The sequence below is a fragment of the Methylosinus sp. C49 genome (genome assembly GCF_009936375.1).
Taxonomy (GTDB): Bacteria; Pseudomonadota; Alphaproteobacteria; order Rhizobiales; family Beijerinckiaceae; genus Methylosinus.
In genome coordinates, this window is the sequence record NZ_AP022332.1 from 1,527,305 (window position 1) to 1,548,714 (window position 21,410).

The 21,410-nt window shown below is 64.2% G+C and carries 19 protein-coding genes; 9 read left to right on the plus strand and 10 right to left on the minus strand.

Going from position 1 to position 21,410, the window contains the following annotated elements; all coding sequences use genetic code 11:
• The first annotated feature begins 57 nt into the window (after positions 1 to 57).
• The 4 genes from GYH34_RS07250 to tsf all read left to right on the plus strand — a co-directional run bounded on the left by GYH34_RS07250 (position 58) and on the right by tsf (position 3,511).
• The gene (locus GYH34_RS07250; RefSeq protein ID WP_161912985.1) at positions 58 to 447 is read left to right on the plus strand and encodes a hypothetical protein; all 390 of its coding nucleotides are present in this window, start codon (positions 58 to 60) and stop codon (positions 445 to 447) included.
• Positions 434 to 1,135, plus strand: coding sequence for a hypothetical protein (locus tag GYH34_RS07255; RefSeq protein WP_161912986.1), 702 nt, complete (start codon positions 434 to 436; stop codon positions 1,133 to 1,135). The genes GYH34_RS07250 and GYH34_RS07255 overlap by 14 nt, the downstream gene beginning before the upstream one ends.
• A gap of 203 nt (positions 1,136 to 1,338) precedes the next feature.
• Positions 1,339 to 2,397 carry a 30S ribosomal protein S2 gene (locus GYH34_RS07260; protein ID WP_161912987.1) on the plus strand — a complete coding sequence of 353 codons (1,059 nt, stop codon included), beginning with the start codon at positions 1,339 to 1,341 and terminating at the stop codon, positions 2,395 to 2,397.
• Positions 2,398 to 2,587: 190 nt separating this feature from the next.
• Positions 2,588 to 3,511: a translation elongation factor Ts gene (gene tsf / locus GYH34_RS07265; RefSeq protein WP_161912988.1), complete on the plus strand. Its 924-nt coding sequence runs from the start codon at positions 2,588 to 2,590 to the stop codon at positions 3,509 to 3,511.
• Positions 3,512 to 3,682: 171 nt separating this feature from the next.
• On the opposite strand, the gene GYH34_RS07270 is transcribed toward tsf, so the two are convergent.
• Positions 3,683 to 4,309, minus strand: coding sequence for an outer membrane beta-barrel protein (locus GYH34_RS07270; protein WP_161912989.1), 627 nt, complete (start codon positions 4,307 to 4,309; stop codon positions 3,683 to 3,685).
• 339 nt (positions 4,310 to 4,648) lie between these two features.
• Here GYH34_RS07270 and GYH34_RS07275 point away from each other — a divergent pair, with 339 nt between their 5' ends.
• Positions 4,649 to 5,239, plus strand: a complete 591-nt coding sequence (locus tag GYH34_RS07275) for a TetR/AcrR family transcriptional regulator (RefSeq protein ID WP_244635304.1) — start codon at positions 4,649 to 4,651, stop codon at positions 5,237 to 5,239.
• Here GYH34_RS07275 and GYH34_RS07280 read toward each other — a convergent pair.
• From GYH34_RS07280 to GYH34_RS07295, 4 genes are all read right to left on the minus strand, one after another.
• On the minus strand, positions 5,215 to 7,167 hold the full coding sequence (locus GYH34_RS07280; RefSeq protein ID WP_161912991.1) for a methyl-accepting chemotaxis protein: 1,953 nt from the start codon (positions 7,165 to 7,167) through the stop codon (positions 5,215 to 5,217). The two genes, GYH34_RS07275 and GYH34_RS07280, sit on opposite strands and share 25 nt — an antisense overlap.
• A gap of 369 nt (positions 7,168 to 7,536) precedes the next feature.
• Complete coding sequence (locus GYH34_RS07285) at positions 7,537 to 8,985, minus strand: hypothetical protein (RefSeq protein WP_161912992.1); 1,449 nt, start codon at positions 8,983 to 8,985, stop codon at positions 7,537 to 7,539.
• Positions 8,986 to 9,021: 36 nt separating this feature from the next.
• On the minus strand, positions 9,022 to 9,669 hold the full coding sequence (locus GYH34_RS07290) for a class I SAM-dependent methyltransferase (protein ID WP_161912993.1): 648 nt from the start codon (positions 9,667 to 9,669) through the stop codon (positions 9,022 to 9,024).
• A 178-nt stretch (positions 9,670 to 9,847) separates the two neighbouring features.
• Positions 9,848 to 12,025, minus strand: a complete 2,178-nt coding sequence (locus GYH34_RS07295) for a glycosyltransferase family 2 protein (protein WP_244635305.1) — start codon at positions 12,023 to 12,025, stop codon at positions 9,848 to 9,850.
• Between the two features lie 254 nt (positions 12,026 to 12,279).
• Here GYH34_RS07295 and GYH34_RS07300 point away from each other — a divergent pair, with 254 nt between their 5' ends.
• On the plus strand, positions 12,280 to 12,933 hold the full coding sequence (locus GYH34_RS07300) for an ABC transporter ATP-binding protein (RefSeq protein WP_161912995.1): 654 nt from the start codon (positions 12,280 to 12,282) through the stop codon (positions 12,931 to 12,933).
• An 8-nt stretch (positions 12,934 to 12,941) separates the two neighbouring features.
• The gene (locus GYH34_RS07305; protein WP_161912996.1) at positions 12,942 to 14,216 is read left to right on the plus strand and encodes a lipopolysaccharide biosynthesis protein; all 1,275 of its coding nucleotides are present in this window, start codon (positions 12,942 to 12,944) and stop codon (positions 14,214 to 14,216) included.
• Between the two features lie 7 nt (positions 14,217 to 14,223).
• On the opposite strand, the gene rfbA is transcribed toward GYH34_RS07305, so the two are convergent.
• The 4 genes from rfbA to rfbB are packed head-to-tail and all read right to left on the minus strand — an operon-like array spanning position 14,224 to position 17,628.
• Positions 14,224 to 15,093: a glucose-1-phosphate thymidylyltransferase RfbA gene (rfbA, locus tag GYH34_RS07310; RefSeq protein ID WP_161912997.1), complete on the minus strand. Its 870-nt coding sequence runs from the start codon at positions 15,091 to 15,093 to the stop codon at positions 14,224 to 14,226.
• A 1-nt stretch (position 15,094) separates the two neighbouring features.
• Entirely contained in the window at positions 15,095 to 15,991 is an 897-nt protein-coding gene (gene rfbD / locus GYH34_RS07315; RefSeq protein WP_161914929.1) for a dTDP-4-dehydrorhamnose reductase, read from the minus strand.
• Positions 15,992 to 15,999: 8 nt separating this feature from the next.
• Positions 16,000 to 16,557, minus strand: a complete 558-nt coding sequence (gene rfbC / locus GYH34_RS07320; protein ID WP_161912998.1) for a dTDP-4-dehydrorhamnose 3,5-epimerase — start codon at positions 16,555 to 16,557, stop codon at positions 16,000 to 16,002.
• An 18-nt stretch (positions 16,558 to 16,575) separates the two neighbouring features.
• Entirely contained in the window at positions 16,576 to 17,628 is a 1,053-nt protein-coding gene (gene rfbB / locus GYH34_RS07325) for a dTDP-glucose 4,6-dehydratase (RefSeq protein ID WP_161912999.1), read from the minus strand.
• Positions 17,629 to 17,977: 349 nt separating this feature from the next.
• On the opposite strand from rfbB, the gene GYH34_RS07330 reads away from it, so the two are divergent.
• Together GYH34_RS07330 and GYH34_RS07335 are read left to right on the plus strand one after the other, a co-directional pair.
• Complete coding sequence (locus tag GYH34_RS07330) at positions 17,978 to 19,201, plus strand: TCR/Tet family MFS transporter (protein WP_161913000.1); 1,224 nt, start codon at positions 17,978 to 17,980, stop codon at positions 19,199 to 19,201.
• A 75-nt stretch (positions 19,202 to 19,276) separates the two neighbouring features.
• Positions 19,277 to 20,515: a M48 family metallopeptidase gene (locus tag GYH34_RS07335; RefSeq protein ID WP_161913001.1), complete on the plus strand. Its 1,239-nt coding sequence runs from the start codon at positions 19,277 to 19,279 to the stop codon at positions 20,513 to 20,515.
• A gap of 3 nt (positions 20,516 to 20,518) precedes the next feature.
• Here the strand turns inward: GYH34_RS07335 and phhA are convergent, their stop codons facing one another.
• Complete coding sequence (phhA, locus tag GYH34_RS07340) at positions 20,519 to 21,385, minus strand: phenylalanine 4-monooxygenase (RefSeq protein ID WP_161913002.1); 867 nt, start codon at positions 21,383 to 21,385, stop codon at positions 20,519 to 20,521.
• Between the last annotated feature and the right edge of the window lie 25 nt (positions 21,386 to 21,410).

Consider the following 21,410-nt stretch of genomic DNA (forward strand, 5'->3'; position numbering starts at 1 on the left):
AGGATGCTCCACCTCCTGGTTGGAACCGGGTGGTCTGAAAAGGTCATACGAGAGGTCGTGCATGAAATCCAACAATGGGGAGCTGAGAAAGTCGTGTTGGAGGTTAAGCGACTCAAAGCTGGTCCGGGGCAGTCTCGGCCGATTAATGAAAAGAACTCAGTTGCCGATGACGCCGAAGCCTTAGAGAAGGCCATAGCGATTTTGCGTACGGTCAGAAATATTAGTACCTCGGCTCTAATTGAGGTGCTCTGGAAGTCGGTCAAAACCGAGTGGCCCGAAGCTCCGCTTGAGGAGTTTCGAGAAAAAGAGGGGCTGCGCCGTTGGTTAACTCAAGTAGAAAAAATTATAGGGCCGAGTGAGCTACTTCATCATGCAACTCTGGTTCGGAATACCCTAATACATAGGGCTCCTGATGGTTGGTCGATAAGAGACGATGATGCCAAATAATTCGCAGGATGCTCTTGAGTATTTTAAGAATAAGATCGATATTTGTTTTGCAGACAATAGTCAATTCGTTGTTGATCGGATAGAGTCGGATGCCGTTCTTATTCTGACTTGGACTCAATACCTTGAGGCTAATCGATCTAACCATTTCGCTGACAATCTTATTCGGTCTGTGCGTTCGGAGGTTATAGAGGCGGCAGGATATCTGAGTATAGGTCTGGTGAGGCCGGCGTTATATGCGCTTCGACTGCAGATTGAGTCGATGCTCGCGTGGGTTTATTTTAATGACCATAAGGTGGAATGGCTACATACGATTAATACAGATCATGATTTTCCGATGAGGGCGCAAAATCTGAAATATCTCAGCACATTTTCGGCTCGTTATTCAGCGCGTTTTAAGCTGTTAGAAGAGGCGAGGACACGTAAGGTAAAAGAGCCTTATGCGCTTTTATGTACGCATGTCCATGCGACTTGTATTCCAGCAATGCCATCTTATGCAGATTTTGGTGCTCTAGTGAATAGTAAGTCAGAAATATCCGATTGTATTGATCTAGTTGCGGCTGTGTCTGAGTATTTGAGTGATGTCTTGTCCGCCTGGTATGCAGACGCTTGGCATGATTTTCCTCCTGTAATTAAGTCGCGGATCGAGGCTCGTTTGGGCCAAAGTGACCTCAAAAAATTTTGTGTTTAAATCCTGAAATTTGAATCCTGAAAGATGTGCTTCCCGTATTTTTTCTCCCTCCCACCCCGCTTGCCTCCACCGCCGTTCTCGCCTATAAGCCGCGCCATCCCACAGGCGAAAGTCTTACGGTTCCTGCTACAAGGCGCCGTTCCGGTGGCCGGTTCTCCGGCTTCTCCATGCTTTCGCCGAGGCTAGAACCGGAGAAGATGACAATGGCGATTCCTGATTTCACGATGCGCGGCCTGCTCGAGTCCGGCGCTCATTTCGGCCACCAGTCGCATCGCTGGAACCCGAAGATGGCTCCCTATATCTTCGGCGCGCGCAACAACATCCATATCATCGACCTCGCCCAGACGGTGCCGCTGCTGCATCAGGCTCTGAAGGTCGTCTCCGACACTGTGGCGCGCGGTGGCCGCGTGCTCTTCGTCGGCACCAAGCGTCAGGCGCAGGATCAGATCGCCGACGCCGCCAAGCGCAGCGCGCAATATTTCATCAACTCCCGTTGGCTGGGCGGCACGCTCACCAATTGGAAGACCATCTCCGGCTCCATTCAGCGCCTGCGCAAGCTCGACGAGCAGCTCGGCGCCGGCGCCGCGGGCGTCACCAAGAAAGAGCGTCTGCTGCTCACCCGCGAGCGCGACAAGCTCGAGAAGGCGCTGGGCGGCATCAAGGACATGGGCGGCACGCCCGATCTCATCTTCGTGATCGACACCAATAAGGAGCAGCTGGCGATCAAGGAGGCCAACCGCCTGAAGATCCCGGTGGTGGCGATCCTCGACACCAATTGCGATCCGGACGGCATCACCTTCCCGATCCCGGGCAACGACGACGCTGGCCGCGCCATCGCGCTCTATTGCGATCTCATCGCCCGCGCGGCGATCGACGGCATCTCGCGCAGCCAGGGCCTCTCGGGCCTCGATGTCGGCGCCTTGGAGCAGCCGACGGCGGAGCCGGCGCTCGGCCGCGTCCACACGGATCTGCGCTCGGCCGATGAAGTGGTCGCCGATGCGGCCGCCGCCGATGTCGAGATCGCGCTCGAGCCCTTCGAGCTGCTCGCCGCTCCGCGCGGCGCCCCTGACGATCTCGCCAAGCTGCATGGCGTCGGCCCGCAGCTGGTCAAGAAGCTCAATGACGGCGGCATCTTCCATTATTGGCAGATCGCGGCCATGGCGCCGGCCGATGTCGAGAAGCTCGATCAGGACCTCAAGCTCAACGGCCGCATCGCCCGCGACGGCTGGGTCGATCAGGCGCGCTCGCTGGCCTCGGCCTGATTTCGCGCCAGAGCGCTTTCCGATCGAACGGAATCGTTCGATCGATCAGAATTCGCTCCCAAATAGAGAAATGAGAGCGTCATCCGATCCCGATTGGATCGGATGACGCTCTAGCGTCACATTCACGAAAGATTATCGCGCCGGCTCCCAAAGGGGCCGGCGTTAGCTCTAGCTAGAGGTGTCTAACCCCATGGCCCAGATCACCGCCGCTCTCGTCAAGGAACTGCGCGAGAGCACGGGCGCCGGCATGATGGATTGCAAGGCCGCCCTCAACGAGACCAATGGCGATATCGAGGCGGCCGTCGATTGGCTGCGCAAGAAGGGCCTCTCCAAGGCCGCCAAAAAGTCCGGCCGCGTGGCCGCCGAGGGTCTCGTCGCCGCGATCGTCGAGGACGGCGTCGGCGTCGTCGTCGAGGTGAACTCCGAGACCGACTTCGTCGCCCGCAACGACGACTTCCAGAAGCTCGTCAACAATATCGCCCGCGTCGCTCTGGAGACTGGCGCGACCAGCGCCGAGGAACTCGCCGGCAAGCCCTATCCGGGCGGCGGCGTCGTCTCCGAGGCGATCACCACCGGCATCGCGACCATCGGCGAGAATCTGACGCTGCGCCGCGTCGCGCCGCTGAAGGTGGAGGGCGCGGTCAATCGTTACGTCCACACGCAGATCGCGGACGGACTCGGCAAGATCGCGGTGATCGTGGCGCTCGAATCCAAGGGTGACAAGGAGGTCCTGTCGACTCTCGCGCGTCAGATCGCCATGCATGTCGCCTCTGCCAATCCGTTGGCGCTCGACGCCTCCGGCCTCGATCCGGCGACGGTGGAGCGCGAGAAGGCGCTGCTCGCCGAGAAGAATGCGGGCAAGCCGGCCAATGTGCTGGAGAAGATCATCGATTCGGGCCTCAAGACCTATTACAAGGAGGTCCTGCTGCTCGATCAGGTCTCGAACCATCCCGATCACGGCGGCAAGACCATCACCCAGACGCTCAAGGAGCATGAGGGCAAGGCCGGGGCGCCGATCACGCTCAAGGGCTTCGTCCGCTATGCGCTCGGCGAGGGCATAGAGAAAGAGACCAGCGATTTCGCCGCGGAAGTGGCTGCTGCCGCCAAGGGCTGATCGCATCTGTCAAATCCCCGGCCGCTGCGGCGGCCGGGAGCCGGTCTCCGGCGCAACTGGTCTTCCTGAAGAAAAAGGCGAAGCGGACCGAGGGTCGCTTCGCCTTTTTTGCTTTTATGCCTGCCGTCCGACTTCCGCATGGCCCCTGAGAGAGGCCATGCGTCGTTCCGACTAGAACAGGTTGAAGTGGTAGTTGATGCCGGCGCGGACCGTGTGGAACTTGGCGCGCTGCGGACCGAAGGCGAAGCCGCCATCGTTGGTGAGATCGGTGTAGAGATATTCGACCTTGGCCGACCAGTTCGGCAGGAAGGCGTATTCCACGCCGCCGCCAGCGGTCCAGCCGGTGCGAGTGTCGCTGCCGAAGGGCGTGTTCAGCTCGCCATAGGCGAAGCCGCCCGTGCCATAGACGAAGAGCTTCGACTCGAGCAGAGCGAAGCCGGCGCGGCCGCGCACAGTGCCGAACCAGGGCAGGCTGGCGTTGCCGAAGCCATTGTTGGAGCGCAGGCTCGTGCCCTGGAAGTCGGTCTCGAGGCCGACCACGAAGAGCGGCGAGATCTGGTAGTTGTAGCCGATCTGGCCGCCGCCCACGACGCCGCTGACGTCGCCGCCGAAGCTATTGTCCGCCTTGAAGCCGCCGCCGACATTGAGGCCGACATAGGCGCCCGTCCAGGAAAAGACCGGCGGCGGCGGCGCGAAAGCCGGCGCATCCTTGCGGTAGGGCAGGTCGGCGGCGTGAGCGGCGCCGACGGAGAGAGCGGCGGCGACCGCGAGAGCCGAAAGGCTGGTCTTGATATGCATGTGAACCTCCGAAGAGCACGAAAAAAGGACGCCCAGCCGCCGCCTCGACTAGAACGTGACCATAGGCCGAAATTCGTCGAGTCGGCCTGATTTGTCAACCACTGTTGATATCTTCGGCGAGAACCCCGTTCTGTGCGTCCGACTTCTGGTCGGGTCGAGCCCCGCCGGAGGCTTCACCATGCGGTGACGAGCGTGACCTTGGCCTCCGAAAGGTTCACATTTCCCTAATAGGTAAAATACTGCGAAATTTTGGCGAGAAGTCGGCCGGCCGCTGGAATGCCGATTGACGGCGCGTCGCGCGCGATCGATTGTTGTTACATATCGGGAGAAGGATTCTCGATGCGGCCGGAAAAATCGGAGAAGCGTTCAGGGGAGGCGACGCGGCGGCGTATTCTCGCCGCAGCGATCGCGCGTTTCGCGCACGCCTCCTTCGAGGAGGTGAGGCTGCGCGATATTGCCGCAGACGTCGGCGTGGATGTGGCGCTGGTGCATCGCTCCTTCGGCTCAAAGGAGCAGCTGTTCGCCGCCGCCGTCGTCGATGCCTGTCCGGCGGCTCTCTTATCGGCGGATCGCAGCCGGCTCGGCGCGGTCTTCGCGAGCTTTGCGCTCGAGTCGCAGCAGCATGACGGGCTGCAGATTTTCATTCGCTCGCTGACGAGCCCGCTGGCGCGCGATCTCATTCGCGCCTGCTGCTATCGGGATTTCATCGGCCCGCTGGCCGCCAAGCTCGACGGGCAGGCGGCGCAGCAGCGGGCGGCGCTGTTCGTCTCCTGCCTCATCGGCTTCTCCATCATGCGCGAGGTGCTGCGGGTCGAGCCGCTGCTCGCCGATGACGACAGCGGCCCGATGATCCAGCGCCTGCTCGCCGCCTGCCTCGACGAGGCCGAACCGCTCGTCGCGAGCGATCAGAACTCCTCCCAATCGTCCTGAGCCGGCTGCGGCTTGCGCGCCGCGCCGCCGCCGCGCCCGGCGGAGACCGTCTTCAGCGCCGCCCGCGGCGCATCGGCGTGCGTGCGGGAGCCATGCTTGTCGCCGAGCTCGAAGCTGGCGACCGAGCGCGTCAGCGCCTCTGTTTCCTTGCGCAGGCTGTGGCTGGCGGCGGTGGTCTCTTCCACCATTGCGGCGTTCTTCTGCGTGTTCTGGTCCATCTGATTGACGGCGGTGTTGATCTCGCCGAGGCCGGTCGCCTGCTCGCGCGCGCCCGCGGCGATATCGGCGACCACTTTGTCGATCTCCGCGACCTGGGAGACGATGGTGTCGAGCGCTCTACCCGTCGCGCCGACCAGCTCGACGCCCTGATCCACCTCCACCGTGGAGGTGGAGATGAGGCCCTTGATCTCCTTGGCCGCCTCGGCGGAGCGCTGCGCCAGGGCGCGCACTTCCGAGGCCACCACCGCAAAGCCCTTGCCGGCCTCGCCGGCGCGCGCCGCCTCGACGCCGGCGTTCAGCGCCAGAAGATTGGTCTGGAAGGCGATCTCGTCGATGACGCCGATGATCTGGCCGATCTGCTGCGAGGAGCGCTCGATGCGGCCCATGGCGTCCACCGCCCGGCGGACGATCTCGCCGCTGTTTTCGGCCTCCATCTTGGTGGAGCCGACGATATTGCTGGCGTGAACGGCGCCCTCGGCGCTCTTCTTCACCGTGGTGGTGATCTCCTCGAGCGCGGCGGCGGTCTCCTCCAGGCTCGCGGCCTGCTGCTCGGTGCGGCGGGCGAGATCGTCGGCGGCGACGGCGATCTGGCTGGAGCCGGCGTCTATGGCCTTCGCGCCGCCGGCGACGAGGCCGAGCGCGGCTTCCAGCTGGCCCATGGCCGCGTTGAAATCATTCTGCAGCCGGCGATAGGCCTCGGGCATGGAGCCGGAGAGCCGATAGACGAGATTCTTGGAGGCGAGCTTCTCGAGCCCTTCGCCGATCGCCTGCAGCGCCGCCTCGCGTTCTTTTTCGATCCTGGCCTGCTCGGCCTTGCGCCGCGCCTCGGCGTCCTCTCCGCGACGGCGCTCCTCGGCGGCGCGGGCCTCTGCGGCGCGCAGCTCCTGCGCATTGCGCTTGAACGTGTCCAGCGCGCGCGCCATCGCGCCGACCTCGTCGCCACGCTCGACGCCCTCCACCACGGCGTCGAGATCGCCCTTGGCGATATCGCCCATCTGCCCGGTGAGGCGCGCGATCGGCGCGCCGATCTTGCGGCCGGAAATATAGAGCGTCGCCGCGCAGCCGATGAGAACCGCGAGCGCGCCGACGCCGATCATCGTCCAGATCGTCTGCTCGGTCTGGCGGCGCAGCTCCTCGCCGACGCGCTTGTCCTCCGCCTCGGCGGCCACATAGATGGAGCGCATCTCCGTGACGATGGCGCGGATTTCCTCATCGGCGCCGCGCAGCAGCGACACGCATTTGGCGAGCTGCTCCAGCTCATGCGGCTTCATGCGCGCGCCGAGCTCGAGCGCCGGCAGCTCCTGGGCGATCGCGATCGCTGGCTTCGCCTGCTCGAAGACCTTGGCGAAGCGATCGCGATAGCCTTGGATCTGCGCTGAATGGGTCGGGTCGAGCGTCATCGCCTCGCCGAGCAGCGTGTCGACGCGCGGGCCGACCGAGGCGGCCTCCTGCACGGCGGCGCGCGAGAGCGGCGTGTCCGCGTCATAAGCGATCATCTGATGGACCGAGAGGCCGAATTCGGTGATGGCGCGATTGGAGCGCAGCAGCTTCACGACAGCGGCGTAGGAATGCTCGGTCAGATCCTGGTAGCGCTTTCCGAGCTCGCTCATGCGATGGACGCCCAATCCCGTGACCCCGATGAAGAGCAGGCAGGTCAAAGCGAGTGGAAGAAGGCTCTTGGTGGTGAGCTTCAAATTGTCGAACCGCATCGAGAAGGCTTCCTTATGATCGACGGCGAGCCGGCGCAGTTGTCGCGGGAGTGGCGCTCGCGGGAATACGGTGAAGCCTAAGCAGCAAAAGGTTTCTGAAAAATCTATGTTTTCCACTTTCGCTTGCGCCGACGCGGCCGGCGCGCAGCAGCCTCGCCGCCTCACGGATCGTCGAAAAGAGCGAGCGTTCGATCAGAACTCCGTCCAATCCTCCTGCGCTGGAACGGGCTTGCGGATTGCGGACAGCGCAGCCGGCAGAGACCACTCGCAGCCTTGATCCGCAAAAGTGTCAGAAATATATATGTAACTGATAATACTGATATTTGTTGTATTTTAGCGACGAGATGGGGCGTCTCCTGCGGCGTCGCGTCATCCCTCGGCGCGGCGCTCTGGCGCGGCCCACAGCTCCTCCGCATAGCCGCGCCGGATCCAGCTGCGGAAGCGATAGCGGCGGGCAAAGCCGTATTCGGGCAGCAGCGCGCCCACGACCGATTGCCGGCCGGAGGAGCCGACCACGCGATTGGCCTCCTGGTTGACGCTCAGCAGCAGCGGCGCCCAGCGGCCGATGCGGGCGAAATAGCCGCGGCAGACGGCGTCGCCCATCTCGGGAAAAGAATCGCAATTGACGACGATGTCGCTCTCGATGAGCGCTTCGTCGTCGATCTCCGGCGCGAGGACGAGATCGACGCCCTCGCCGAGGGAGGGCTCGCACGGATGGCGGAATTGCACGCTCGCCTCCGGCAGGCCGCGACGCAGCGCGAAAAATTGCATGGCGGCGACAGTCGGCAGATCGACGATGGTGTAATGGCGCGCGCCGGCCAGCAGCGCATAGCGCGCCGCCTTGCCGAAGCCGCCGCCGATCTCGCAAATGCGCGGATGCGCGAGGCCGCTGGCCTCTATCGCGCGCAGAGCGAGATAGAGCGCCTGAATATCGCGCCCATGCAGCACATTGCCATCCATGGCGAGGCCATAGAGCCCGTCGAAGACAGGGGGCGGCGCGATTGTGAAGCCGACCGCCGTCTCGATCTCGGCGACCAGCGCGCGCGAGGAGGCGACCAGCGTCTCGCCCACATAATCCTGCTCCCCGCATTCCACCCGCGCGACGCCGATATATTGCGCGAGCGAGGCCAGCATGTCGTGGAAGGGCGCGACCGCCGCCCGGCGGCCCTCCGGCGAGGCGGCGAGAAAGTCCCGATAGGCTTGCTCGCCCTGCTCGAGCCCGGTGGCGGCGGAGGATTTCTGCACATCGACGAGACATTGCGCCAGAGCGCGCGGATCGTCGCCGTCGAGAAGCGAGAGCAGCGGCTGATGGCGGCTCGAGACGATATCGGTCCACATGGCGCCGCCGCCGCCCATGCGCCGCGCGCCGCGGCCATGACGCGCCCAGGCGCTCTGCAGCTCGGCGGCGATCTCTATGTCGCGCTCGTCGACCGGCCGCAGCGACAGCGTCGGCTCCAGCCGCGGCAGGCCGCGCCGCGTGGAATTGAGCAGCTCGGCCGAAAGGCTGCGCCGGTCCGCATTCTCCAGCAGCCAGAACTCCTCGCCGCGCACGCGGGCGGCCAGAGTCTCCTCGGGATAATCGCCGTTCGGCAGATCGAAATCGAAGCCATAGCGTCCGTCGCCGAAGCCGGCGCGCGCCAAATCCTCGCGCGGCCGATCGGCCCGCGCGACGCCGATCACGGCGCCGGCGGAGCAGATCTCGACATCGAATCGCTCGCGCGGCCGCAGGCGGTCATAGACCCAGCCGGACACGCGGCCGCCGCTCGCGAGATCGACATAGCCCGAGAATTCCCGCAAGCGCTTGCGCGTGAAGAACATCGGCCGTGCTCCTATGGCGCGCGCGAGCGCTGCGTGTCACTTGCGCGCAAAAATCGAAAGCGCGGAGGAGTGGCCGCTCTCCGCCTCTCGCATGTTCGTAAAACCGGCTTCATGCAATTCGGCGATCACATCGTCGCGGCGGAGCGAGGACGCCTCTCCGCGCTGCGCGACTTGCGTGTGAATGTACAGCGCGTCGGCGTGGCGCGCGAGAAGCGCAATGGCCGCGAGCGGATCGGCGAAACGGCGCAGCGCGTCGCAGGCGACGACGAGATCATAGCGCTTGTCCGTATCGCGCAGAAACGCTTCCATATCGCCGAGCCAGAAGCGCGTTCGCGAGAGGCGCATCACCTCTTTGGCGACGAGGCAGCGGATGAATGCGGCGCGGCTCGGCTCTATCGCCTCGACGCGCGCGCCGGCGGATTCGAGAAGGAAGCTGTGGCCCGCCTCGCCGGGCGAAAGCTCCAGCACATTGCGGCCCTCGAGCGAGCCGAAGCAATCGATCGCCCACCGAATGCGCGCATCGTCGAAGGCTTCGATCCGACCGGCGGAGACGCCGCATGCGGGCGGAAAAGCGCAGCTCCATCCGCCGACCAGATCGATGGCGTTCTGCAGGCGCGGAACGCTCGACACATAGGAGTCGAAAACCTCCGCCGGAGGACGCGACGTTCCTCTTTTCGGCAGCATGTCTCGCAGCTTCCTCAGCATCGATACGATCATCCCTCGGCGATGAGCAGAAATGCTTTCGAAGCGCATCGAAAACACGACTGATTTTTCAATGGGCGGCTTCGAGCGCGCCGGTAGGCGCTCGCGACGCGGCGCGACGGATTACGCTGTCGCGACGCTTTTGGCAATCTTAGGCGGCCTACACGCGGAAATGACGGCCCGGCGGCAGGCTGCTCAGCAGCTGCAGCCGCGGCGCCGCATTGTCGCGACTGTACCAGGGGTTGAATGCGGGATCGATGTAACCGACGAGATCATATTTCTTGCGCAGCGCATCCTGCTCGCGGCGAAAGCGCGCGATATTGGCGTCGGTCTCGTCACTGCCGCGGCTCGCCGACTCATGATGATAGAGCGTTGCGAAAGGCGTCCATATAACGCGAAATCCGGCGCGGCCGGCGCGCATGCAATAATCCGTGTCATTATAGGCGATGGCGAAATTCTCTTCGTCCAGACCGCCGACGGACTCGAGACAGGCGCGCGTGATCAGCATGCAGGCGCCCGTCACCGCCGCCATGGATTGGCGAACGTCGAGCCGGCCCATGGGACCGGGATAATCGCCGGGCATTCCGCAGAACCAATGTCCCGCCACCGAGCCGAGGCCCATGATGACGCCCGCATGTTGCAATGTTCCGTTGGGATAGAGCAGCCGCGCGCCGACGATTCCGGTGGACGGATAGGCGAGGCAGGAGACCATCTCCTTCAGCCAGCCGGCGTCTATGACCTCTATGTCATTGTTGAGCAGCAGCACGCAATCGCCGCGCGCCGCCCGTAGGCCGCGATTGATCTGCCGCGCGAAATTGAATTTCTCCTCGACGATGTCGACAGAGAAGAAAGAATGCGCCGCTTTCGTCCGCTCGTAGAGATCGAGAACGCGCTCGTCCTTCGTGCCATTGTCGACGACGCGTATCTCCATGCGCGGATAGTCGGTCCGCAAGGTGAGATCGTCGAAGAGGCGCGAGACGAGCGCGAAGGAATCGCGGCTCGGCACGATGATCGAGACGAGCGGCCAGGCGTCGTCCTTCGGCGAAAAGCGCACGCGATGCAGATCGGCGTTGCGCGCCGGCTCCACCAGCGCCGGGACGCCGTCGACGGCGTAGCTCTCCGCCAGCGAGCGGCGCGCGCTCGTCGTGGCGCGATCGAGAAAGCTCACCGAATAGCTCTTCCCGTCGCGGCGCCAGAGATAGGCGGGATAGGGGAGATGGACGATCTCCTCCGTCGCGAGGCCGCGCGTGTAGCGCAGCAGCAGATCATAATCCTGCGAGCCTTCGTAGCCGCGGCGCAGCCCGCCCAGCGCCTGCAGCCGCTCGCGACGATAGAGCGAGAGGTGATTGACGTAATTGACGCCGGAGAGCAGGGCCGGATCGAAGGCGGGCTTCAGCGAGTAGTGCTTGGGCTGCAGCTTCGCATCGGCGACGATTTCGTCGGTGAAGACGAATTGCGCGCCGGGCGTGCGCTCGATCGTCTCCAGCAGCGCATCGACGGCGAAAGGCGCGAGCGCGTCGTCGTGATCGATGAAGCCGACCCAATCGCCGCGCGCCGCGGCGAGGCCGCTATTGGTGGCGACGGCGATCCCGCCATTCTGCGCCGCGCGCAGAACCGTCACATGCGGCGTGTCGCGATGACGCTCGAGCCAGTCGATCGTCTCGCGCGACGTCGAGCCGTCGTCGGAGAGGATCAGCTCATAGGCGCCGGCCCTTTGAATCCGAAAGGAGTCGAGCAGCTGATCGAGATAGAGCGCGGGCGCGTCATAGACCGGCGTTACAAAGGAGAAGGCCGGCCGCTCGCCCGCCCAGGCCGGCGCGCCGGCGTAGCGGGCGTTGGCCATGGCGATCACCTGCTCGAAATGCGGAGTGGCGCCGCGCACCTTGGCGACGCGCGCGCCGACGCCGGAAAGCTCCGGCGCCCCGGGCCGCGCTATGGTCTCGCAGAGCGGCGCCGCGCGCTCGCCGCGCGCGGCCTCGCGCAGCCTGCCGCCGACGAAGGCGCGCACGGATTTCTCGTCATAGGCGATGAAGGCGCGAAAACGAAACCGCGAAGGGTAGGAGGAGGGATCGAAACGGACATGATGCACGCGGCCGAAGCTGCGCAGCGCGATCACATAGAGGCCGTCGCGCGTGTGCTTGAGCTCGATCTCCTCATCCGGCTCGAAGCCCTTGCCGAAATCGATATAGATGCGCGGGTCGAGCGTCTGATCGGCGTCGGCGACCTCGAGAATGATATAGGCGGCGCGCAAAAAGCCCGTGACGAAGACGAAGAGCGGGTCCGCATCCGTGGCCTGCCAGCTCTCCCAGCCGAGCCGGCGCAGGCCGGATCGACGCACAGAAGGAATTCTCAGCAACAAGACGTCAGCTTTCCCGAATATGAGTCGCGGACCTGAGGCTCCGCGCTCGTGTGATATAGTCGAGCCGCGGCGCCTTGGCCATAGCTCGGCGCCTCTCGCGCATGGTGGGGACATGGCGGAAAAGTGGCGAAATTAGGCCTTTGCGCCCGCGTGGACGCGGCGCTCTCGCTGGGCTATAAGGGCCGCGGTTCGTGTCATTGGCGGTTCCCTGGCGAAACCTGCTCGAAGAGAAGATGATCCAACTCTTAGACGTCTTCAAATTCTATAAGACCGAGCGACACTCGAAGGTCATATTGGATCATGTGTCGATGGTTTTCGACACGAGCTATTCCTATGGTCTGCTCGGCGTCAACGGCGCCGGCAAGACGACGACGCTCAAGGTCATCGCTGGCACGGAGCTGCCGAATTCCGGCAAGGTGCGGCGCACTGTGCGCGTGTCCTGGCCGCTCGGCTTCGGCGGCGGATTTCATCCGGCGATGACCGGCCGCGAGAATGTGCATTTCGTGGCGCGAATCTACGGCGCCGATCCGCGCAAGGCGGCGATGTTCGTCGAGGAGTTCTCCGAACTCGGCGATTATTTCGACGCGCCGGTAAAGACCTATTCGTCCGGCATGGGCGCGCGTCTGGCGTTCGGCATGTCGATGTCCATCGACTTCGACGTCTATCTCATCGACGAGATCACCGGCGTCGGCGACATGCGATTCCAAAAGCGATGCCAGGAGGCGTTCGACCAGCGACGCAAAAATTCGAGCGTCATCTTCGTCTCGCATTCGATGCAGTCCGTGGCCGATTATTGCGACCGCGGCGGCGTGCTCGTCGACGGCCGCCTCTTCATGTTCGACTCGGTCGCCAAAGCGATCGAGATGTACAATCGAATGAACCGATAGAGGCGAGGATGGACGAACCTCCGAAGTCTCCCGATCTTCGCACGGTCAATGCGCTGGAGCGCGCCGAGGCCGTTCAGCGCTTTCTGGCCGAAGCGGCGCGGCGTGCGCGCTTTTCCGCGCGTGCGCGCGGCGCCTATCAGAAATCCAGCTTCGCCGAGCGTCGCGGCGCGAAGGCGATGCGCATCGCCTTTCTCGTCCTCGCCATCGTCATGGTGGCGATTCCCAATGTCGTCGGCGGGCTCTATTACGGGCTGCTGGCCTCGGACCAATATGTCGCCGAGGCGAAATTCACCGTGAGCAGCGCGGCCATTCCCAAGCTCGACGGGCTCGGCTCCGTGACCGGCCTGCCGCAGATGATGATCTTTCAAGATTCGATGATCATCATCGAATATATCGAGAGCCGGACGCTGGTCGAGCAGCTCGAGCGCCAGGTGAATCTGCGCGAGCTCTATGGCTCGGATCGCATCGATTGGTGGGCGCGCTTCAAAAAGTCGAAGCCGATCGAGAAGTTCACCGATTACTGGAAGAAGATGGCCACGGCGACGATCAGCTTCCCCTCGGGAATCGTCACGCTGACGGTCCGCGCCTTCTCGCCGGCCGACGCCAAGACCATCGCCGACAAAGTGATCGCCGACTGCGAGACTCTGGTCAATGATCTCAATGAGCGGATGCGGCAGGACACTGTGCGGGCCTCCGAGCAGGATGTCGAGCGCGCCGCCGAGCGGCTGAAGGTCGCGCGCGTGAATTTGGAGCGCGCGCGCAATACGGAAGGGCTGATCGACGTCCGCCAGACGAGCAAGTCGCAGAGCGAGGTGCTTTCCGCCGTCCAGATCGAGCTGCTGAAATATCAGCAGGAATATCTCACCCAGTCGCGCTACGTCGACGAGAGCGCGCCGCAGATGCGCGTGATGAAGCGGCGCATCGAATCGCTCGAGAAGCAGATCGCCGGCCTGGAGAGAGAGATCACCTCGCGCGAGCAGCAGGGGATCGACGCGCTAGCGAGCAAAACGCTCTCCGGCAAGATGACGACCTTCGCAAATCTCGACCTCGAGCATAAGATCGCCGAGACGAGCTATCAGATCGCGACCGCCTCGCTCGATGGCGCGCGGCTGTTCGCCGATCGCAAGCTGCTCTATCTCCACCAGATCGAGGCGCCTGCTCTGCCGGAGGACGCGCGCTATCCGCGGCGCTGGCTCTATACGGGCCTGCTGCTCGCCGGCACGCTCACTCTTTACGGCATAGTCGTCGGACTCATCGCCTTTGTGCGCAACCATATGGCCTGAGCGCGCCTCAGCGCTCGCGCGCCACTTGCGTCAGATAGGCCCCATACTGGCTCTTGGCGAATTTCTGCGCGGCGGCGCGTAGCGCGTCGGCGTCGATCCAGCCTTGGCGGAAGGCGATCTCCTCGAGGCAGGCGATGCGCTGTCCTTGCCGCAGCTCGATCGCGCGCACATATTCCGCCGCCTCCAGCAGCGAGGCCGGCGTGCCCGTGTCGAGCCAGGCGAAGCCGCGACCAAGGCGCTCCACATTCAGCTCGCCGCGCTGCAGATAGATATTGTTGAGATCGGTGATCTCCAATTCGCCGCGCGGCGAAGGCTTCAGTTCCGCCGCATATTGCGGCGCGCGCTCGTCGTAGAAATAAAGGCCCGTGACCGCCCAATTGGATTTCGGCGCCTTCGGCTTTTCCTCGAGCGACAATGCGCGGCCCTGCGCGTCGAAATCGACGACGCCGTAACGTTCTGGATCGGCGACGTGATAAGCGAAGACAGTGGCGCCGCGGCGCGATTGCTTCGCCTTGGTCAGCGATTCCGTAAGGCCGTGGCCGTAGAAAATATTGTCGCCCAGCACCAGCACGGAGCTTTGCCCTTCGACGAAGCTCGCGCCGATGACATAGGCTTGCGCGAGACCGTCCGGGCGCGGCTGCGTGGCATAGGCGAAGGAGACGCCCCATTGCGCGCCGGAGCCGAGCAGGCGCTTGAACGCCGCTTCGTCATCGGGCGTCGTGATGACGAGTATCTCGCGCACGCCGGCGAGCATCAGCGCGCTCAGCGGATAATAGATCATCGGCTTGTCATAGACCGGCAGCAATTGCTTGGAGACGGCGAGCGTCGCCGGATGAAGCCGGGTGCCGTTGCCGCCCGCGAGAATGATCCCACGCATCTCATGCTCCTCCATCTGTGGGGCCGGCGAGCAGCCTGTCGACGCAGGCCGCGAGCGATGGGCGCCAGTCGGGCAGAGCGACGCCGTAGATTCGCGAAAGCTTCGTATTGTCGAGGCGCGAATTGGCCGGGCGCCGCGCCGGCGTCGGATAATCCGCCGTCGTGATGCGGCGAACGCGCACTGGCCTGCGACCATGCGCTTCCGCGCGCGCGAAGATCGCTTCGGCGACATCGGCCCAGCAGGCTTCGCCCGCGCCGGTCATGTGAAAGACGCCGCGCAGCTGCGGCGCGCCGTCCTCGCAAAGGCGCTTCGCAATGCGCAATGTCGCCTCGGCTATATCGAGCGCGCTCGTCGGATTGCCAAGCTGATCGGCGACCACGCCGACCTCCGCGCGCGTGTCTCCGAGCCGCAACATTGTGCGCACGAAATTCGCGCCGAATGGGCTGTAGACCCAGGCCGTGCGCAGGATCGTCGAGTTTGGACAGAGCGCCGCGACGCGCCTCTCGCCCTCGAGCTTGGAACGGCCATAGGCGCCGAGCGGCGCCGTCGGATCATCGTCACGATAGGCGTGCGCGGCGGAGCCGTCGAACACATAATCGGTCGAAAAATGAATGAGCGGAACGCCGAGCGCCGTCGCCGCCTCGGCGACATGGCCGGCGCCTTCGCCATTGACGCGCAGGGCGAGCGCTTCTTCCTGTTCCGCCTTGTCGACGGCCGTATAGGCGGCGGCGTTGATGATCGCATCGCAACGCGCATCGGTCAGCGCCGAGCGGACGCTGTCGCGATCCGTCAAATCGAGCTGCGGCCTTCCGAGCGCGAGGATTTGCGTTTCTTCGGAGCCGCGCTCACGCAGAGCGGTGACGATCTGACCCTGCGTTCCAGTGACGGCGATGCGCATGCGCGCGCTCACGCGAATGTATCGGAGAGATCGCGCAGGCGCGGCCAGCGGCGATCCTTCTCCGACAGAATGGCGCGCGCCGGCGCGATCGGCCAGGCGATGTCGAGATCGCCATCGTCGAAGGCGAGGCCGCGATCATTGGGCGCCGAATAGAAATTCGTGACCTTATAGATGACTTCCGTATCCGGCTCGAGCGTGCAGAAGCCATGCGCGAAGCCGATGGGAACGAGCAATTGCCGCCAATTCTCCGCGGAGAGCTCCACCGCGACATGGCGTCCGAAGGTCGCAGACGAGCGGCGAATATCGACAGCCACATCCAATATGCGGCCGCGCGTGACGCGCACCAGCTTGTCCTGCGCGAAAGGCGCAGTTTGAAAATGCAGCCCGCGAATGACGCCCGTCTCGCGCGAGAGAGAATGATTATCCTGCACGAAGCGCAATGGCGGCAGGCCGCTCTCCTGCCAGCGTCTTTCATTATAGCTCTCGGAGAAAAAGCCGCGCGCGTCGCCGAAGCGATCGGGCGTCACGATCTTGACGCCATCGAGCGCCGTGTCCTCGACTTTCATGCTGTCCTCACGCGCGCGTCAGGCGACGCAGCCGAGCCGCTCGCCGCGATAATTGCCGGAGCGTATGGCTTTCCACCATTCTTCGTTTTCGAGATACCAGCGCACCGTCTTGGCGAGCCCGCTGGCGAAGCTCTCCTTGGCGCGCCAGCCGAGCTCGCGCTCGATCTTGGAGCAATCGATCGCATAGCGCAGATCATGGCCCGGCCGATCCTGCACGAATGTGATCAGCTCGCGATAAGAGCCGCGCGCGCGGGGCCTCAGCTCGTCGAGACAATCGCAGATCGCCTGCACCACTTCTATGTTGCGCATCTCCGAGCGGCCGCCGACATTGTAGGATTGTCCGACGACGCCGGCGCGCGCGACGGTGAGCAGCGCCTCGGCGTGATCCTCGACAAAGAGCCAATCGCGCACATTCTCGCCGCGTCCATAGACGGGCAGCGGCTTCTCCTCGAGCGCGTTGAGAATGGTGAGCGGAATGAGCTTTTCCGGGAAATGATAGGGGCCGTAATTATTGGAGCAATTGGTGATGATGGTCGGCAGGCCATAGGTCTCGCGCCAGGCGCGCGCGAGATGATCCGAGCCCGCCTTGGACGCAGAATAGGGCGAGTTGGGCGCATAAGGCGTGTCCTCGCGAAACAGCCCTTCCGCGCCGAGCGCGCCGAACACTTCGTCGGTCGAGATATGCAGAAAGCGAAAGCCGGCGGCGGTCTCTACATCGAGACGGCGCCAATAATCGAGCGCAGCGGCGAGCAGGGTGAAAGTGCCGACGACATTGGTCTCGATGAAGGCGGCGGGGCCGTCGATGGAGCGATCGACATGGCTCTCGGCGGCGAGATGCATCACGACGTCGGGCCGAAACTCCTCGAAGGCGGCAGTGACGGCGGCGCGGTCGCATATGTCGGCGCGGCGGAAGCAATAGCGCGGATCGCCGGCGATGGGCGCGAGCGAGTCGAGATTGCCGGCATAGGTGAGCTTGTCGAAGACGAGCAGCTCATGCGGCGTCGTATCGATGATTCGGCGCGCGACCGCCGAGCCGATGAAGCCGGCGCCGCCGGTGACGAGAATGCGCATCTATCGCCCGATCCGGGCGGCGTTCGCCGCTGTCTCTTGGAGGAGGCGAGAGGGAAGACGCATCCGCGAAAAGCACCTTGTTCCTGATCCTGAGGATTCGCCGCGCCGCCGACGCCGCAAGATTTTCTCTCGCCAATCCGCGCCTATTGAAAGACCGTCGCGCCGGCTGTCAACTCTGACCTCTCGCGGCGCGCCGAATTATGTTTTTTATGCGGCGTTTCTCGGCTCCGCGGGCGGGGACCGGGAGAATTTGGACTCGTTCCAGACTGCTTGCGCAGCGTGTCGGTTTCGCGCTATCCCGCGATAGATCGGGCCGCGACGGATCGCCGGCCGTACAGAAGAGTAGTCGATGTTTCAGCGTCCCGGCAAGGCGGCCTTCGTCTTCATCCTCATAACTGTCGCGCTCGATATGCTGGCGCTCGGCGTGATGATCCCGGTGCTTCCCAAGCTCATCGTGGAGTTCGAGGGCGGCGATCTGAAAAGCGCTTCTATAGCGACGGGCGTCTTCGGTTTCGCCTGGGCCTTCATGCAATTTTTGTTTCAGCCCATGCTCGGCGCGCTGTCCGATCGTTTCGGCCGGCGGCCGGTCGTGCTGCTGTCCAATCTCGGCATGGGGCTCGACTATGTGTTCATGGCGCTGGCGCCCTCTCTGTCCTTCCTCTTCATCGGCCGGCTGATATCGGGCGTGACGGCGGCCAGCGTCTCGACGGCGACGGCCTATATCGCCGACATCACCGAGCCGGAGAAGCGCGCCGGCCGTTTCGGCATGATCGGCGCGGCTTTCGGCGTCGGCTTCATCCTCGGCCCGGCGCTCGGCGGCGTGCTCGGCAATCACGGCTTGCGCTACCCGTTCTGGGCGGCGGCGGCGCTGAGCCTCCTCAACGCCGCCTATGGCTATTTCATCCTGCCGGAGTCGCTCTCCCCGGAAAAGCGCACCGGCTCGGTCCTCTGGCGCAGCGCCAATGTGCTCGGCTCGCTGGATTTCCTGCGCCGCGACCGCTCGCTCGCGCTGCTGGCGCTCGCCATATTCCTTTCCTATCTGGCGCATGAATCGCTGCCGAGCATCTTCGTGCTCTACACGGAATATCGCTACCATTGGGACGCGGAGACGACGGGCTGGGCGCTCGCCATCGTAGGCGTGTCGCAGACCGTGGTGTCCGGCGGATTGGTGCGGCCGGCGGTCAAGCGCTTCGGCGAGCGCGCGACGCTGGTCGTCGCTCTGGCGGCGGGGGCGCTCGGCTTTTCGGCCTACGCCTTCGCGCCCACGGGCGGGATCTTCATGGCGGCGCCGCCGCTCATCGCCCTCTGGGCCATGGCCAATCCGGCCTTTCAGGGTCTGGCCACGCGCTTCGCCTCGGCCTCGGAGCAGGGGCGGCTGCAAGGCGCGCTGTCGAGCCTGCGCGGCGTCTCCGGTATGGTCGGGCCGTTGTTCTTCACGCAGATTCTCTCCCTCTCCATCGGCGCCGGCGACTTTCCGGGGGCGGGCTATTTCGTCGCGGCGCTGCTGCTCGCGGCGAGCCTTTTCGTCGCGCGCAACGCCGTGAGCGGAGCCGTGCAGCCGCCCGCCGTCTGACGTCGCTTTCCGCCGCGCGGCCGCTTATATTGAGGCCGCGCGCGGGTCCTTCGGCCGGCGCTTTCGGAGATTCGCATGAGCTTCATCGCTGCGGCCGTCTATTTCGCCATTCTCGCCTCCGCGGCGCTGGGCGTCTATCTGAAGGCTCGCCAGAGCCGCGCCGCGCGCGCCGATCGCGACGCGCCTCCGCCCGAATTCGCGGAGACGATCACCCCGCAAGAGCATCGCCGCTCCGCCGATTACACGGTCGCGCGCATGCGCCTCTCGGTCGGCGAGACTTTGCTGGACGCGGCGATCTCCGTCGCCTGGCTCGCCCTTCTGCTCGGCCCGCTCTATGCGCTGCTCGCGCAATTCATCGCTCCGGGCCTGACGCTCAGCGTCGCCGTCGTCGTCGCGGTGGCGATCGTCGATCATCTGCTGCGTCTGCCTCTGTCGCTGGTCGAGACTTTCGGCCTCGAGGCGCGCTTCGGCTTCAACCGCACCACGCCTTTCATGTTCCTCCTCGATGAGGCGAAGGGCGCGGCGCTGTGGCTCGTCTTCTTCATTCCTCTGCTCTACGGGCTGTTCTTCGCGGCGCGCTTCTCGCCCGATTATTGGTGGCTGGCGGGCTTCGTCGCGGCGGTGGCGCTGCTGCTGGCCATGACGGTGATCTACCCTTCCGTCATCGCGCCGATGTTCAACCAGTTCACGCCACTCGAGGATGCGGCGCTGAAGGCGCGCATGGAGGAGCTGCTGGCGCGCTGCGGATTTCAGTCGGGCGGGCTCTTTGTGATGGACGCCTCGACGCGCTCCACCCATGGCAACGCCTATTTCTCCGGCTTCGGCAAGGCGAAGCGCATCGTCTTTTTCGACACGCTGCTGCGCAAGCATAGCGCCGATGAGATACTCGCCATTCTCGCCCATGAGCTCGGCCATTATAAATTCGGCCATGTGCGGCAGCGGATTTTCCAGGCGGCGGGCTTTCTTTTCATCGGCTTCGCGGCTCTGCACCTCGCCTTCGAGCGGGGGCTCGGCGGCGCCTTCGGCCTGCCGAATGATCCGGGAATCATTCTCGTCATCGCGCTGACGGCGGCCGCGCCTATTCTGCATCTTCTGTCGCCGCTCACCAATTTCCTGTCGCGCCGGGCGGAGTTCGAGGCCGATGGCTTCGCCAAATCCATTTACGGCGAGGAGCCCATGGTGAGCGCGCTCACCAAGCTCTCGCGCGACAATCTCGCGACGCTGACGCCGGACCGGCTCTATGCGCTGTTCTATTACTCGCATCCGCCGGCGCCGATCCGCATCGCCGCGCTGCTGGAGGCGAGGAGCGCCTGATCTTCAGGCGGCGTGCGCCTCGCCGCGGAAATAATGGAAGTCGCCGCGCGAGATCAGCGCATCGCCGGGCGCGATCTCATGCGGCGCGAGATCGCTTTGTGATCGCAAATGGTCGTAGATGGGGCCGAAATCGCGATAGCAGGCCTCGAGCAGGCGCTCGAATCCATCGACGACGAAATAGCATTGCTGAAAATCGTCGATGACGTAATTGGTGCGCATCACCCGCTCGAGATCGAAGCCGATGCGATTGGGCGAGCTATCCTCGAGCGAGAAGACCGTCTCCGCCGGCGAGGAGAGAATGCCGGCGCCGAAGATGCGCAGCCCCGCAGGCGTCGCCAGCAGCCCGAACTCCACGGTATACCAATAGAGCCGCGCCAGATTGGCGAGCTGGCCGCGCGCCAGCGCCCGCCGTCCGCCCTCGCCATAGGCCTGTAGAAAGCGCGCATAGACGGGGTTCGCCAGCAGCGGCACATGGCCGAAGACATCGTGAAAGACGTCCGGCTCCTCGAGATAATCGAGCTCCTCCTCCGGGCGGATGAAGGCGCCGGCGGGAAAGCGGCGATTGGCGAGATGCTCGAAGAAGACGTCGTCCGGCACGAGGCCCGCGACCGGAACGACGCGCCAGCCCGTCAGCGCCGAGAGCCGCGCGCTCAGCGCCTCGAAATCGGGAACGCCGACGGGCGACAGCGCGAGCGCGTCCATGGCGGCGAGATATTCGTCGCAGGCGCGGCGGGGCAGAAGCTCGGCCTGGCGGGCGTAGAGCCGGCTCCAGCGGTCATGCTCGGCCGCGCTATAGGAGGGCCAATTCTGCTCGATGGTCCAATCGGCGCGGCGGGGCGCGTCGACGAAGCGGTTCTTGCCCTTCTCCATGCGGCCCTCCTTCAGCGAAAGCCGG

Bases quoted from the DNA above. Each gene is read 5' to 3' on its own strand.
- GYH34_RS07255 (WP_161912986.1), top strand. From the start codon at position 434: ATGATGCCAAATAATTCGCAGGATGCTCTTGAGTATTTTAAGAATAAG.
- GYH34_RS07260 (WP_161912987.1), top strand. From the start codon at position 1,339: ATGGCGATTCCTGATTTCACGATGCGCGGCCTGCTCGAGTCCGGCGCT.
- tsf (WP_161912988.1), top strand. From the start codon at position 2,588: ATGGCCCAGATCACCGCCGCTCTCGTCAAGGAACTGCGCGAGAGCACG.
- GYH34_RS07270 (WP_161912989.1), bottom strand. From the start codon at position 4,309: ATGCATATCAAGACCAGCCTTTCGGCTCTCGCGGTCGCCGCCGCTCTC.
- GYH34_RS07275 (WP_244635304.1), top strand. From the start codon at position 4,649: ATGCGGCCGGAAAAATCGGAGAAGCGTTCAGGGGAGGCGACGCGGCGG.
- GYH34_RS07280 (WP_161912991.1), bottom strand. From the start codon at position 7,167: ATGCGGTTCGACAATTTGAAGCTCACCACCAAGAGCCTTCTTCCACTC.
- GYH34_RS07285 (WP_161912992.1), bottom strand. From the start codon at position 8,985: ATGTTCTTCACGCGCAAGCGCTTGCGGGAATTCTCGGGCTATGTCGAT.
- GYH34_RS07290 (WP_161912993.1), bottom strand. From the start codon at position 9,669: ATGCTGCCGAAAAGAGGAACGTCGCGTCCTCCGGCGGAGGTTTTCGAC.
- GYH34_RS07300 (WP_161912995.1), top strand. From the start codon at position 12,280: ATGATCCAACTCTTAGACGTCTTCAAATTCTATAAGACCGAGCGACAC.
- GYH34_RS07305 (WP_161912996.1), top strand. From the start codon at position 12,942: ATGGACGAACCTCCGAAGTCTCCCGATCTTCGCACGGTCAATGCGCTG.
- rfbA (WP_161912997.1), bottom strand. From the start codon at position 15,093: ATGCGTGGGATCATTCTCGCGGGCGGCAACGGCACCCGGCTTCATCCG.
- rfbD (WP_161914929.1), bottom strand. From the start codon at position 15,991: ATGCGCATCGCCGTCACTGGAACGCAGGGTCAGATCGTCACCGCTCTG.
- rfbC (WP_161912998.1), bottom strand. From the start codon at position 16,557: ATGAAAGTCGAGGACACGGCGCTCGATGGCGTCAAGATCGTGACGCCC.
- rfbB (WP_161912999.1), bottom strand. From the start codon at position 17,628: ATGCGCATTCTCGTCACCGGCGGCGCCGGCTTCATCGGCTCGGCGGTC.
- GYH34_RS07330 (WP_161913000.1), top strand. From the start codon at position 17,978: ATGTTTCAGCGTCCCGGCAAGGCGGCCTTCGTCTTCATCCTCATAACT.
- GYH34_RS07335 (WP_161913001.1), top strand. From the start codon at position 19,277: ATGAGCTTCATCGCTGCGGCCGTCTATTTCGCCATTCTCGCCTCCGCG.
- phhA (WP_161913002.1), bottom strand. From the start codon at position 21,385: ATGGAGAAGGGCAAGAACCGCTTCGTCGACGCGCCCCGCCGCGCCGAT.